At 72.1% G+C, this 13,227-nt stretch carries 13 protein-coding genes and 2 tRNA genes; 6 read left to right on the forward strand and 9 right to left on the reverse strand.

The genetic code is table 11. The features are described from left to right. The first annotated feature begins 160 nt into the window (after nucleotides 1-160). The 3 genes from wrbA to HT134_RS41895 all read left to right on the forward strand — a co-directional run bounded on the left by wrbA (nucleotide 161) and on the right by HT134_RS41895 (nucleotide 3,295). Entirely contained in the window at nucleotides 161-838 is a 678-nt protein-coding gene (gene wrbA, locus HT134_RS41885) for an NAD(P)H:quinone oxidoreductase (RefSeq protein WP_175606069.1), read from the forward strand. Nucleotides 839-866: 28 nt separating this feature from the next. Continuing rightward, nucleotides 867-2,294: an MFS transporter gene (locus HT134_RS41890; RefSeq protein ID WP_175606070.1), complete on the forward strand. Its 1,428-nt coding sequence runs from the start codon at nucleotides 867-869 to the stop codon at nucleotides 2,292-2,294. A gap of 692 nt (nucleotides 2,295-2,986) precedes the next feature. Further along, nucleotides 2,987-3,295, forward strand: coding sequence for a hypothetical protein (locus tag HT134_RS41895; protein ID WP_175606071.1), 309 nt, complete (start codon nucleotides 2,987-2,989; stop codon nucleotides 3,293-3,295). A 168-nt stretch (nucleotides 3,296-3,463) separates the two neighbouring features. Here HT134_RS41895 and HT134_RS41900 read toward each other — a convergent pair. From HT134_RS41900 to HT134_RS41910, 3 genes are all read right to left on the reverse strand, one after another. Next, nucleotides 3,464-3,535: transfer RNA gene (locus HT134_RS41900), tRNA-Pro, on the reverse strand. A gap of 12 nt (nucleotides 3,536-3,547) precedes the next feature. Continuing rightward, nucleotides 3,548-3,621 (reverse strand) — tRNA-OTHER (locus HT134_RS41905). Nucleotides 3,622-3,689: 68 nt separating this feature from the next. Further along, nucleotides 3,690-5,105 carry a hypothetical protein gene (locus tag HT134_RS41910; protein WP_175606072.1) on the reverse strand — a complete coding sequence of 472 codons (1,416 nt, stop codon included), beginning with the start codon at nucleotides 5,103-5,105 and terminating at the stop codon, nucleotides 3,690-3,692. A 297-nt stretch (nucleotides 5,106-5,402) separates the two neighbouring features. Here HT134_RS41910 and HT134_RS41915 point away from each other — a divergent pair, with 297 nt between their 5' ends. After that, complete coding sequence (locus HT134_RS41915; protein ID WP_175606073.1) at nucleotides 5,403-5,828, forward strand: hypothetical protein; 426 nt, start codon at nucleotides 5,403-5,405, stop codon at nucleotides 5,826-5,828. Between the two features lie 283 nt (nucleotides 5,829-6,111). Then, complete coding sequence (locus tag HT134_RS41920; RefSeq protein ID WP_175606074.1) at nucleotides 6,112-7,218, forward strand: hypothetical protein; 1,107 nt, start codon at nucleotides 6,112-6,114, stop codon at nucleotides 7,216-7,218. A gap of 102 nt (nucleotides 7,219-7,320) precedes the next feature. On the opposite strand, the gene HT134_RS41925 is transcribed toward HT134_RS41920, so the two are convergent. From HT134_RS41925 to HT134_RS41945, 5 genes are read right to left on the reverse strand one after another with little or no spacing between them, the layout of a single operon-like run. Then, complete coding sequence (locus HT134_RS41925) at nucleotides 7,321-7,560, reverse strand: hypothetical protein (protein WP_175606075.1); 240 nt, start codon at nucleotides 7,558-7,560, stop codon at nucleotides 7,321-7,323. A gap of 46 nt (nucleotides 7,561-7,606) precedes the next feature. After that, nucleotides 7,607-8,890 (reverse strand): FAD-dependent monooxygenase, encoded by a 1,284-nt coding sequence (locus HT134_RS41930; protein ID WP_175606076.1) that lies wholly within the window; start codon nucleotides 8,888-8,890, stop codon nucleotides 7,607-7,609. Between the two features lie 16 nt (nucleotides 8,891-8,906). Then, a complete protein-coding gene (locus HT134_RS41935) occupies nucleotides 8,907-9,554 on the reverse strand; it encodes a maleylpyruvate isomerase family mycothiol-dependent enzyme (RefSeq protein WP_175606077.1) in 648 nt (215 codons plus the stop codon). Further along, complete coding sequence (locus HT134_RS41940) at nucleotides 9,554-10,387, reverse strand: fumarylacetoacetate hydrolase family protein (RefSeq protein ID WP_175606078.1); 834 nt, start codon at nucleotides 10,385-10,387, stop codon at nucleotides 9,554-9,556. The genes HT134_RS41935 and HT134_RS41940 overlap by 1 nt, the downstream gene beginning before the upstream one ends. Then, a complete protein-coding gene (locus HT134_RS41945; protein ID WP_175606079.1) occupies nucleotides 10,384-11,538 on the reverse strand; it encodes a cupin domain-containing protein in 1,155 nt (384 codons plus the stop codon). Before HT134_RS41945 ends, HT134_RS41940 begins: the two co-directional genes overlap by 4 nt. A gap of 79 nt (nucleotides 11,539-11,617) precedes the next feature. Here HT134_RS41945 and HT134_RS41950 point away from each other — a divergent pair, with 79 nt between their 5' ends. After that, nucleotides 11,618-12,382: an IclR family transcriptional regulator gene (locus HT134_RS41950; RefSeq protein ID WP_175606080.1), complete on the forward strand. Its 765-nt coding sequence runs from the start codon at nucleotides 11,618-11,620 to the stop codon at nucleotides 12,380-12,382. Between the two features lie 39 nt (nucleotides 12,383-12,421). On the opposite strand, the gene HT134_RS41955 is transcribed toward HT134_RS41950, so the two are convergent. After that, nucleotides 12,422-13,183 (reverse strand): IclR family transcriptional regulator, encoded by a 762-nt coding sequence (locus tag HT134_RS41955; RefSeq protein ID WP_175606081.1) that lies wholly within the window; start codon nucleotides 13,181-13,183, stop codon nucleotides 12,422-12,424. Nucleotides 13,184-13,227: the final 44 nt, after the last annotated feature.

Raw genomic sequence — 13,227 nt, forward strand, 5'->3', positions numbered from 1 at the left:
GTCTGCCGGTGGGCGCAGATGTCCGACAGACGCTTCCACGTACGTGCAAAAGTGCTGGTCCCCTCGCCAGGGCGCACCACAGGCGGGGGTCCGCTTGACAGTATAGTTATGCACATAACTATTATGCGGATAACCAATCCCGGGCATCGAGGAGTCAGGCATGACCGTGAAGGTCGCCATCATCTACTACAGCTCGACGGGCACCGTTCACTCACTCGCGCGGGCCGTCGCCGAGGGCGCCGCCTCGGCGGGAGCCGAAGTGCGCTTGCGGCGGGTCGCCGAGCTGGCGCCCGACAGCGCGATCGACCAGAACCCGTCGTGGCGCAGGCACGCCGACGCCGCCCGTTCGATCACCGAGGCGTCGGTCGAGGACCTGGCGTGGGCCGACGCGTTCGCGTTCGGTACGCCGACCCGGTTCGGCGGGCCGGCCGCGCAGCTCAAGCAGTTCATCGACCAGGCCGGCGGGCTCTGGCGGGACGGACAACTGGCGGACAAGCCGGTGACGGCCTTCACCTCGGCCTACAACCGGCACGGCGGCAGCGAGGCCACGATCCTGTCGCTGGCCAACGTCTTCTACCACTGGGGAGCGCTGATCGTACCGACCGGATTCACCGACCCGGCCGTGTACGCCGCCGGCGGCAACCCCTACGGCACGTCGATGACCGGCCCGGCCATGGACGGCGCGGACACCGCGACGCTGGAAGCCGCCAGGTACCAGGGACGGAGGCTGGCCCGGATCGCGATCCGGCTGCTGGAGGGCGACCGCACCGCCGAGGACACCCCACCGGACGGGAACGCCCGCGAAGCCCTGGCCGCGACGACCTCTCCGAGCGCGTGAGCGGCGGCGTCCGGCCAGGAGGAAAGCCATGACGAGCGTCAACACCGCACCTCAGCCGGTCAGGCCCCACGCCCTTCCCGCCTGGATGATCACCGCGCTGGCGTGCGCCTGCCAGTTCATGGTCATCCTCGACTCGTCCATCGTCAATCTCGCCCTTCCCGCGGTCCGCGAAGAACTCGGCTTCACCCCTACCGGCCTGGCCTGGGTGGTGAACGGCTACCTGCTCACCTTCGCCGGCTTCATGCTGCTGGGTGGTCGCGCGGCCGACCTGTTCGGCCCGCGGCGGATGCTGGTCGCCGGTCTGTCGTTGTTCTCCGTCTCGAGCCTGGTCGCCGGCCTGGCGACCGCTCCGCAGGTGTTGGTCGCGGCCCGCGTCGCGCAGGGCGTCGGAGCCGCCATGATGGCCCCGGCCACGCTGGCCGTGATCAACACCTCCTTCACCGAGCCGAACGCCCGGGCCAAGGTGTTCGGCGCATGGTCCGCCGCCGGCGGTGTGGGCGGGATGGCCGGCGCGATCGCGGGCGGTGCCATCACCACCGGTCTGTCGTGGCGATGGGTCTTCCTCATCAACGTGCCGATCGGCGCGGTGCTGATCGTCGTGGCCCTGATGGCGCCGGCCGGCACCCGCACCGCCCGGCGCGAGTCGCTCGACCTCACCGGCGCGGTCACCGGGACGGCGGGGCTGGCCGCGCTGGTCTACGGGGTCATGCAGAGCGCCGACCACGGCTGGACGTCGGTGCCGGTCGCCGGGCCGGTCGTGGCGGGCCTGCTCCTCCTCGTCGTCTTCGGCGTGGTGCAGGCGCGCCTCGCCGCCCGGCCGATGATGCCCCTGCGGCTGTTCAGGGCGCGCGGGGTGGCCGTCGGCAACGGCATGCTGCTGCTGTTCGGCGCCATCCCCATCGCGATGTGGTACTTCACGTCGCTCTTCCTGCAGAACGTCCTCGGCCACAGCGCCCTGCAGGCCGGGCTCGGGCAGACGCCGGCGGCGGTGACGTTCCTGGTGATCGCGCGGTGGGCCGCCCCCCTGCTGCCGCGAACCGGTGTGCGGCCTCTGGTGCTGGCCGGCAGCGCCTGCTTCCTGGCCGGTTTCGGCTGGCTCGCCCAGGCCCACCCCGACAGCGGGTACGTCACCGGGGTGCTCGGGCCCACGCTGCTCATCGCGACCGGCATCGGGCTCACCTTCCCCACCCTCATGGCCGCGGCCACCGCCGACGTCGCCGAAGGCGACGCGGGCATCGTCGGCGGTCTGGCCACCACCGCGAGCCAGGTGGGCGGCTCGGTGGGCCTGGCGGTGCTCGCGACGGTCGCCGGCGCCAGAGCCGCGTCGGAGGCCGGCGCGAGTTCCTCGCCCGCCGCTCTCGCCACCGGCTACGACCTGGTCTTCCTCATAGCAGCCGGACTCGGCCTGGCCATCGCGGCGGCCAGCATGCTGCTGCCACGGCACCGCCGCGACTGACCGCCCGCGACTGAAGCGCTCGCCCGTCTGAAGGTCATGCGCTCACTCGCATTCCTCGCCCTCATCGTGCTGACCGCCTGTGGCAGCGGAGTGGCGGCCGGCAAGCCGGTCACGTACGAGGCCGACGACGTCTCCGTTCCGTCCCGGAGGGCGGCTGGCGGCCGGCCGATCCCGCCAAGGCCACCCAGGAAGCGCTCGAGGCGACTCAGCAGCGGCTGGAGGACGAGGCCGCCGTGGGCGGGGTGTGGCTGGACCAGAGCTATGTGAGCTCGATCCCCGGCTACGACGACAGCAAGCGGGAGTGGTCGGAGAAGTATGCCAACGACCCGGCCAAGCTGGTGCTGAACGTGAAGTTCACGGGTGACCTGACCGGCAGGGAGGCGTGGATTCGGGAGAGCTGGGGCGGCGCGCTCTGTGTGAGCCAGGCCAGCCCAGCCCTTCACCTCGACCTCCGTCGACATCATGAAGGAGCAGGTGGTCGTGGGCGTCTGGGTGGCCAGCGAGAAGCTCCAGCAACGGCTGGAGGACAAGTACGGCGAGGGCGTCGTACTTGTACAGCCGGCACTGACACCGGTGCAATAGCGAAGCCGTGGCCACACGCCTCCAGCCAGTGACCGCGCTGACGCGCTGCCAGAGAGTTGACACGTTGTCGACCCCCAGCCCGGCACGCAGGGGTGTGCCTGCAGGGCGCTGTGGCGCCAACCATCTTGATGGCAGCCGACTCCGAGTTTCCTCCTGAGCTCGTCGATAAGCAGGTTGCGCTCTATGCCGCGATAGACAAGGTGGCGGAAATCGTGGCCGCCGAGCCGAAGCCGCCTGAGGGCGAAGCGCTAACGGCGGAGCAGCGGCAGGCGCTAGATGATGCGCTGGCTGAGCACCGAGTGGCGCTGGAGCAGGCCCGCGCTACGCAAAGTAAGGCGCTCGATGAAGAATCAAAGCCCAATTCGCCGAGCACCCCCCGACAGCGGTTACCGGTCTATCGACTGAGTCCCCGCACGTAGCGAGCGGAGGGTTCCGGAGCCGAGGAGGTGGGGTTCGGCTACTCGTGAGTCATGATGGCCAACCTGCGCCGGGCCTCGACACGGTCCTGCTCCAGCGTGCAGGTCAGCCGGCCGTGCAGGCCGATGCGCCACACCAGTGTCGCTCGAACTCGCCGTAAGCAGGAGGGGCCTCGCTGGCCGGGCTCGAACCGGCGTCCACCCGGTCCCGAGCCGGGCGCTCTACCTCTGAGCTACAACGAGGCCACGTCCAGGCGCCGCCGACCGGGCTCGAACCGGCGACCACCTGGAAGAAGAGCCAGGCGTTCTACCACTGAACTACGGCGGGCCGCCTCCAGTGTGTCCGATAGCTGCCGGGCGGGGCCACCCTTTTTGTCGTCGGCGGCCCCCGCGGCTTTCACTGTGGCGGACGGTCTGCCGCGGGCAGGTCGCTGACCACGACCCCGGAAACCAGCCCATGGCAGGCGTCGGCGGCCAGCTCTGGCTTGAGAGGCTTGCCGCTGAACGCTCCCGCCCGTCGCAACAGCGACGCCCAGACTGGGTCTGCGACGCTCACCCCGTGCACCAGTTCGGGCGTCGGCCGGAACACGGCCGCACCCCGCCGAGCCGCCGGCGCAGTCCACCCGCACTTCTCCGGGTCCAGCCCGGCCGTACGGCAGGCCGCCTCGACGTCGGCGCGTGTGCTGACCTGGATCCCGTCCAAAACCTCCCAGGGCGGCGGCAGCGCCGCCCACACCGCGGTGTTGGGATCGACGTCGCTCCCACTGCTCTGGTGCCAGGCGGCCAGGTCGGCCGCCATCAGCCGCATCGCCTTGCCGGGACAGGCCACGTCCAGCAGGTCGAGGGCGTCCAGCGAGGCCAGGCAGGCCAGCCAACCCGCCCGAGCGGCGTTGTAGGCAGCCGCCAGGTTGTTCCAGGTGCTCGAGTCGTCGCCCCGCCGTACGATCATCGAGGTCCGGTCGGTGGCGGGATCCCAGCGGTCGCGGAGCATGCCGGCGCTGTGCCGCATGACCGCCGACCACTGCCCGAGCAGCCGCCCCCGCTCCTCTTCGGTGAGGTGCTCCAGGACGTCAGGCGTTGTCCGCACCTGGGCGATCATCCACCAGTCGCTGCCGTCCGTGCACCGGTCGAGCAGGATGGAGGCGATCTCGTCGAACGGGTTCTCCCGCCCCGACAGGCTGAACTCCCGGCGCAGCTTGCGCCGGGCGGTGTAGTAGGCGACGAAGCAGGCCGCGTCCGGGTCGGCCAGAAAGCGCTCACGAGGGATGCCGGCGCCGAACCCTGTCACGCCCACCATGAGCAGCCGCCGCTTGTCCTGCTCGAGGCCCAGGGTGCCAGCCTTGGCGGCGAGCCTGCGCAGCATGCGGAAGCGGCGGTTGTACTGCCGCTTGGACAGCTCCATACCCGCCTCGGTGCGGGACTGCCGGTTGAGCCGGTCGGCCAGGAAGTCGCTCCGGTCCGGCGCCCACCTGATCGCGTCCCCCATGGTGGCCGCGAACTCCAGCAACGACTCCGGATCGTCGGGGTCGACCTCGACGGACCGCTCGAACAGCCGAGTGGCCGCCGCGACCTGCCGCGCCCCGCCAACCGGCCGGACGTAGTCGGCGGACATCGAGGAGAACCATGCCGTCTTACGCGAGGAGTGCTTGGCCGCACGTCCCAGCACCACCCGCTCACGCCTCGACAGCCGCCCTTCCAGCGCCTGCAGCACCAGGTCGGCGACGTCCTCAGGCCGGTAGCGTCGATCCAGCGAGTCGTGCAGCTCGACCAGGATCTCGTGATGAGAGCGATCTGGGTCCTTGCGGAACTTCATGACCGCCATCATTGCCGCCACTCCCCGTCGACTTCGACCGGATTTCTTTACCCGGTCGCGTGCTCTTTCGCGATGAGTGTGTGTCGGGCGGCTTGTGTAGTGCGCGCTCCGTCTCGGTGTGGCAGCCGAGCAATCGGTGATCAGAGGGGCCGCTGCGATGTCGATGATCTCGCTCGTCACTGCTCGAGAGCGTCTTTCATGCATTTTGGCATGGGTGCCGTAACGGCGCCTCTCCCCGTGCGTATGGGCCAATGTGGGCGTCAGAAGACAGCCGTCAAGCGGGGCAATCTGCGGTTGATGCCGGTAGGGCGGGCGCTCGCCCTCGTGGCCGGCGCTGCGCTCGTCCTCCTCACGAAGGTGATCGTCGTCGTGTTGGTGTTGCTCGGTGCGGAAGGGCTGAAACCTGAAGCACAGGTCAGTACGGCTACCCTCTTCGACTTGTTGAAGATCGCTTTGGCGGTGGTGGCGCTGGTGATGGGCTACCGGCGGCAGAAGGTTGCTGAGGCGGCTCAGCGGGTCAGTGAACGCGGCGAGGAACGCGAGACGGTCAAGCTGCACAATGACCGGTTCGCCACCGCGGCCGGTCAGCTCGGCCACGACTCGCCCGCGGTACGCCTGGCCGTCATCGCAGCCGCCTGCCGCAGCTCCACCTCCTCAGCCAGCCCCAGCGCTTCACGCACATGTCCACGTGCCGGGACCGTCTCGGCGCTGACGGGTGGATGAGAGGAGAGAAGCGCCCCGCGAGTTCGCCCTCCGATGCGGGTGAACCGGTCGAACTTGGTGACGGTGGACACCGTGCCGACCGTACGGCGGCGAGGGCCTGATCGAGGCCGACGCGGTTGCGGCGGGTGGTCCCGGAGACCCCGTGGTCGATGTAGATGCGTTCTTGCGGCACGCCGAGCGCCAGGGAACTGCTCGGTCTGGATGATGACGTCTTGTTCGTCGGTGGAGCAGCGCGCATAGCCGCCCCGGGAGGCGGCACGGGCCCTTGATCGCCGTCCGAGCCGTGACCCATCATGCCCGCGCGCCTACTGTGGTCATCGAGCCCCCTCGCGAGGATGGTGACCCGGTGCGTCGTCGTGATCTCCTCACCGGTGCGGCCGGGCTGGCAGCAGCCGGCGCGCTTGGCCTGCCGGGCACCGCCCGGGCCGCGCAAGCCGCCGACCCCGCCAGCGGCCTCGCGGACCTGCTCCACGGACACACGCCGACCGGCGCCCGGCCGGTGCCCCTGGCGGCACTGCGCACCGCGACCGGGCGCGCACGTGCCCTGTTCCAGGCCGCCCGCTACGAACAGCTTGCCGCCGACCTCCCCGACCTGATCGCGACCGCGACGGCCACCCGCGACGACGCCGAGGCTCGCGAGCGGCCAGGCGCCGACGCCCTGCTGGCCGACGCCTACATCGTCGCGTCCGCCTTCACAGTCAAACTGCATGACGATCAACTCGCATGGACCGCCGCTGACCGGGCGGCGCAGGCCGCCGCCTCCTCCGGCGACACGCTCACCGTGGCCGACGCCCAGCGCGGCCTGGCCATCGTCATGCGTCGCACCGGCCACCCAGACCGCGCCCACGCACTACTGATCGACGCCGCTGACGCCATCGCCCCCGGCCGCGCCGCCACCCCCGAGCAGGTGTCGATGTACGGGACGCTGCTACAGACGGCGGCCTACACCGCCGCCGTCGATGGCAACCGGCAGGAAGCGAGCGAGCTGATCGCCGCCGCCCAGGCCGCCGCCGCCATGCTCGGCCGCGACGCCAACCACCGGCACACCGCGTTCGGGCCGACCAACGTGGCCCTGTTCCAGGTCAGCATCGCGCAGGTCCTCGGCGACAGCGGCATCGCCATCGAGCACGCCAAGACCGTCAACCCTGCGGCCATCCCGACCGCTGAACGGCGGGGACGCTTCTGGATCGACGTGGCCCGCGCCTGGCACCAATGGGGCAAGCCGGACGCCTGCTATCGGGCGCTGCTCGCCGCCGAGCGGGCCGCGCCGGCCGAGGTGCGGTTCCGGCCGCCGGTCGGGAGCATGGCTCGGGATCTGCTGCGCGCTGATCGGCGTGGGGCCATGCCAGGGTTGCGCGCGTTCGCCGAGCGGGTCGGCGTGGCGACATGAGCCGATCGCCTCACGACGAAGCCCCGTCCGCCTCCTCGGAGGCGGCGCGGTCTCCTCGGTGAGGCAGACCTCCCGCTCCTTGTTGCCTTTGCCGACGCTCCGTCATCCCTGGCCACCGCGGCGCTGGTTGTCTTCGGCCTGCTGCCGGCGGGCCCGTTGGTCGAGCACCGTGCGCACGCGTGCCGGTCGCGCTTCGACCAGGTCGGCGACCTCCTCGCCGTACCGCCGCCGCCACGTCTTCTCGCTCAGCGCCGACCGCCCGGCGTCGGTGATGCGGTACGGCTTGCGCCGCTCGGCGGACTCGACCGGCTCGATCCAGCCGCGCGAGCTCCTCCTAGCCATGTGTTCAATAGAACTTCGTAAGTCCCACTGAGCGAGTCCGGACGTCCTACCGGCCTTCCGCGCCGGGAGGGGGGCACAACGGGGCGGAGTCCAGGGGGATCGGGCGGAACATCTCCGGCTCGTCCTCGGGGGTCAGCGCCGTCGGGCCGAAGATCCAGTCCACGAACGCGTAGTCATGGACGTCGCGCTCCCGCAGCAGGGCGTTGCGCTGCAGTCTCCGGACGCCCTCCAAGTGCCACAAAGCGCCCCACTCCCGAGCAGTGCCGACCACCCGGCGGCAGTGCTCGGGCCGTACCGCCTCGTAGGCGGCCAGCGCCCGGTCCCAGTCCACGGCCGGTCCGCCCTCGGCGCGCTGGGCGGCGACGTGCTCACCGAGCACCCAGCCGTCCTCGATCGCCATGATCGCGCCCTGCGCCATGTACTGCAGCGGCGGGTGCGCGGCGTCGCCGAGCAGCGCGATCCGCCCGGTGACCCAGGTCATGATCGGGTCGCGGTCGAACATCCGCCACCACCGGTCGCGCCACATCAGCGGCAGGCCCTGCTGGACCTGGGCGCAGGTTCCCGCGAACGCCGCGTCCAGCTCGTCGGGGGTGCCCCAGTCGTCCTGGCCGGCCAGCGCCTTCGGCGACTCGAACACGGCGACCTGGTTGAACGTCTCCGCGCCCCGCAGCGGGTACTGCACGAAGTGGCAACGCGGCCCGACGTACACGACGACGTCCTTGTCGTGCACGTCGTTGCCGGCGACCTGCTCGAACGGCACCGCGCAGCGGTAGGCGACATATCCGGAGTTCACCGGCTCGTCCTGGACCAGCAGTTCGCGGGCGATCGAGTGCAGGCCGTCGGCGGCGATCACCACGTCCGCCTCGTCCACGACGCCGTCGGCGAACCGCACGCGGGCGCCGCCGTCGAGGTTCTCGTACCACGTGCAGCGGGCGTCGGTGAGCAGTTCGACGCCCGCCCGCTCGCAGGCGCGGAGCAGGATGCCGTGCAGGTCGCTGCGGTGGATCACCAGGTAGGGGTAGCCGTAGCGGCGTTCGACGTCGCGCAGGTCGAGCCGGGTCAGCTCGGCGGCGTCCAGGGCGTCCTTCATGACCATGGTCTCGGGCAGCACGCCGAGCGCGGACGCCTCGGCCAGCAGGCCGTAGCGGTCCAGGATGCGGGTGCAGTTCGGGGCGAGCTGCAGGCCCGCGCCGACCTCGCCGAACGCCGAGGCCTGCTCGTACACCCGGACCCGCAGGCCCTGGCGGACCAGGGCGAGGGCGGCGGACAGGCCGCCGATGCCGCCCCCGACGACGATCACGTCGGCACGGGTGGAGGGGAGGGTGCCCATAGGATCTTCCTTCTCGTCACAGCCACGGAGGCAGGGTCGGTGGGCGTCCGCCGCCGGCGGCGGTCACTCCGCCCGCCGGGCGTCCGGCCAGGTAGGCGGTCACGTCGGGCAGCGAACCCTCGACGTTGGGCACCGCGCCGGGGCCGCGCTTGGCGCGGATGTCCTCCCGCAGCTCCCGCAGGAAGCCCTCGGGCAGGTCGGCGAAGGTGAGCCCGGTGGCAAGGTCCACCGCGTGCACCATGACCTCCCGGCTGCGCATCCAGGGGATCTCGATCGCCTGCACGGTCCGTCCCTGCGCGGTCACCACCTCGGCCCGCCACGCCTCCTCGGGCAGTGCCGCCATGGCGGTGGCCAGGGTCGCGGCCGACTCGGTGAACCACCGGGCCAGCTCGCCGGCGTCCAGCCGGGCGCCCCGCTCGATCCCGGCGGCGCGCGCCTGCGGCGAGGCGTACATCGGGGTCAGCTCGCCGGTGCGCGCCCAGCGGACCAGGTTGCCGATCGCCTCGGCGTTCGCCGCCAGGTGCGCCACGACGTGTTTGCGCGTCCAGCCGGGCAGTGCCGACGCGGCGCCGTACTCCCGCTCGGACAGGCCGGCGATCGCCGACGCGCACAGGCCGGTCCCCGTCTCGACCCACGCGAGCGTGGTGGCGAGGTCGCGCGCCATCACGCGCCCTCGCCGACGACGCGGTTCTCCAGCCTGCCCAGCCCCTCGATCTCGGTCACGACGAGCTCGCCGCCGCGCAGGAAGACCGGCGGCTTGCGCGCGTGGCCGACGCCGCCCGGCGTGCCGGTCGCGATCACGTCGCCCGGGTTGAGGCGGACCATCGTCGAGACGTAGCGGACCAGGTGGACCGGGTCGAAGAGCAGGTCGCCGGTGTTGTCGGACTGCATCACCCGGCCGTCGACCTCGCAGCGGACGTCGAGCGCCGGCCGCGGGCCGGTCTCGTCCGCGGTGACCAGGAACGGGCCGATCGGGGTGGTGGAGTCCCAGTTCTTGCCCTGCAGCCACTCCCGGGTCCGGAACTGCCAGTCCCGGCAGGTGACGTCGTTGAGCACGGTGAACCCCGCGATCGCGGCGACCGCCTGCTCCTCGTCCGCCCGCCGCACCGGCCGGCCGATGACCACGGCCAGCTCGGCCTCCCAGTCGAACTGGTCGGTCTCCGCCGGACGCCGGATGTCGTCCGCGGCGCCGATCAGGGTGTCGGCGAACTTGGCGAAGAGCGTCGGGTACTCGGGCAGGTCGCGGCCCATCTCCTTGATGTGGTTCTGGTAGTTCAGCCCCACGCAGACGACCTTGCTCGGCCGCGGCACGACCGGCGCGAGGTCGGCGCCGGCGAGCGGGTGGCGCGGGCCGTCGGCCGCCGCGGCGCCCTCCAGGCCGCCGGGCGCGGCCAGCACCGCCCCGACGTCGGCCCGGCCCAGCTCGACGAGCTCGTCGCCCTCGACGCGGACGGCGGCGGTGCGGTGGTCGTCCAGACGGACGGTGGCGAGCTTCATCGGCTGTTCTCCTCGGTGCGGCTGCGGTACAGGCCGAGCCTGGTGAAGATCGGGGCGTCGCTGAACTGGAACAGGTCGAGCGCGCCGGAGTCGGAGTCGGAGGCCGACGCCTCCGAGCGGATCGACAGCGGCTGCCAGGACGGCACGACGAACAGGTCGCCGCGGCTCACCCGCCACGACCGGTCGCCGACGGTGACCTGGCCGGACCCGTCGAAGACCTGGTAGACCGACGAGCCGGTCTCCCGGTACGGCGCGGTCTCCACGCCCGTCGCGATCCGGTGGAACTGCGCCCGGATCGTCGGCAGCACGTCGCCGGCGGTCGCGGGGTCGGTGTAGCGGACCAGGGCGTGGCCGGGTTCGATCGTCCCCGCGTGCCCCTCCCGCTCCAGCGCGAGCTGGTCGGTCAGCGCGGCGTCGGTGTCGGTCCAGCGGTAGCAGAGCAACGGCGTGCCCTCGTGCCGGCGGAGCCGGGAGACCGGGGCCAGGCCGGGGTGCCCCCAGAGCCGTTCGGCGCGCGAACGGTCGGGGGTGGCGTGCTCCTCCTCGGTGAGGGTGTCCCGGCCGAAGTCGAAGAACTGCGCCTCGACGCCGTACTGGAACGGGATGTCGAGCCCGTCGATCCAGGCCATGGGCGTGTCGGCCGCGTTGTGGTGAGCGTGCCAGTGCAGGCCCGGCTGGGGGAGGAAGTCGCCGCGGCGCATCGGCACCGGGTCGCGCTCGACCACGGTCCACACGCCCTCGCCCTCGACGACGAAGCGGAAGGCGTTCTGGCTGTGCCGGTGCTCGGGGGCGTTCTCGCCCGGCATCAGGTACTGGATCGCGGCCCACAGGGTCGGCGTCGCGTACGGCTTGCCGCCCAGGCTGGGGTTGGCCAGCGCGATCGCCCGGCGCTCGCCGCCGCGGCCGACCGGGACCAGTTCACCGGCGCGGCCGGCGAGGTCGAGCAGCGTCCCCCACTCCCACCGGTGCGGCTGCGCGCTGGAGCGCGGGTGCGGCGGCATCAAATCGCCGATCTCCGTCCACAACGGGACGAGCAGCGCCTTCTCGAAGCCTCGGTAGAGGTCCTCCAGCTCCGGGCTGCGCGAGGGCTGGTCCGGCCGGTCGACGGCGGCGATCTTGACCGGCGAGCCGCCGGCGTTCACGTGGGGCATGGCCCCGACTATCCGCGCAGGCGTCCGCGCTGGAAAAGAGGATTCTGCACAGCGGAATTCATGTGCCAGGATCGGTTCCATGGCCAAGCTCATGAAGACCCCGCCGGCCTACGCGCCCACCAGCGTCGACCATGCCCTGCGGCTCGCGCAGATCCTCCAGCTCGACGAGGTGATCACCGTCTCGGCCGCCGCCGAGCGGCTCGGCGTGGCCCGCTCCACGGCCCACCGGCTGCTGACCGCGCTGGTGTACCGCGATTTCGCGGTGCAGAACGACGACCGCAGCTACCGGGTGGGCCCGGTCCTCGCACTGGCCGAGCGCGCGCAGTCCGACGTCGGCGCGCTGCGGGCGGCGGCGCTCGGCGAGATGCGGGCGCTGGTGGACCGGATCGACGAGACGGTGAACCTGAGCATCCGCACCGGGCGCAACGTGCGCTTCATCGCCTCGGTCGAGTGCGGGCAGGCCCTGCGGGTGGGCAGCCGTGAGGGCATGGTCTTCCCGGCCCACCAGGCCACCGGCGGCCTGGTGGCGCTGGCGGCCCTCTCCGACGAGGAGCTGGCGCAGCTCTACGCCCCCGGCGACCGGGGTGACCCGGCCGAGGAACTGCCCGACCTGGCGCGGCTACGGCGGGACCTGCGGTCCGTCCGGCGCAGCGGGGTCGCGCTCAACCTGGAGCGCACCGAGCGGGGCGTGGTCGCGGTGGGATGCCCGGTGAAGGGCCGCGACGGCGCGACCGGTGCGGCGCTGTCGATCTCGATGCCCAGCGTGCGCTACTCCCCGAACGGGATCAAACCCCTCGTCACCGCGCTCACGGCCGCGGCCGACGCGATCAGCCGCGCCCTCTGAGCCGCCCGCCCGCACGGCGTGTCCCTCTGCTCAGCCCGTTCACCGGAGGAGGTCGCGCCGGGTGAGCGTGCTGCCGAGCGCGGCCGCCGCCGCGCGCACCGCGGCCACGTGCCCCTCCGGCCGGAACCGGCCGGTGGGGCCGGCCACGCTGATCGCGGCGAGCGGCTCGTCACCGCGCCCCAGCACCGGCGCGGCGACGCACACCAGCCCGACGGCCGACTCCTCCGCCTCGAACGCGACCCCGGTCTCCGTGACGCGCCGCAACTGGCCGCGCAGGATGCTCGGCACGACGACGGTGTGCGGCGTACGCCGTTCCAGCGGCCCGGTCAGCACCTCGCGCCGCAGGTCGGGCGCGGCGTACGCGAGCAGCGCCTTGCCGATCGCGGTGCAGTGGAGCGGCATCCGGCCGCCGGTGCGCGAGGGCGCCCTGGCCTGGCGGTGGCCGCCGATCTTGGCGACGTAGACGACGTCGTGCCCCTCGCGCACGCCGAGGTGCACGGTCTCGTGGGTGCGTTCGTAGAGGTCCTGGAGGAACGGCATCGCCAGTTCGAGCAGGCTGCGTTCGACCGAGGCGAGCATGCCGAGCTCGAACAGGCCGCGGCTGGGCCGGTAACCGCCGTCGGCGCGGTCGAGCAGGCGGTTGGCGACCAGGTCGCCCGACAGCCGGTGGACGGTCGCCTTGTGCAGGCCGGTGCGCCGCACCAGCTCGGCGAGGCTGACGACCCGGTCGTCGGGCCGGAAGGCGCGCAGGATCGTCACCGCCTTGCCCAGCACGGTGTCGAGGTCGGCCCGATCGGTCACCGGCACAGCGTATCGCTGAACGAGACGATGTGCTGGTTGGGGCG

It is taken from the genome of Nonomuraea rhodomycinica (assembly GCF_013363995.1).
Lineage (GTDB): Bacteria > Actinomycetota > Actinomycetes > Streptosporangiales > Streptosporangiaceae > Nonomuraea > Nonomuraea rhodomycinica.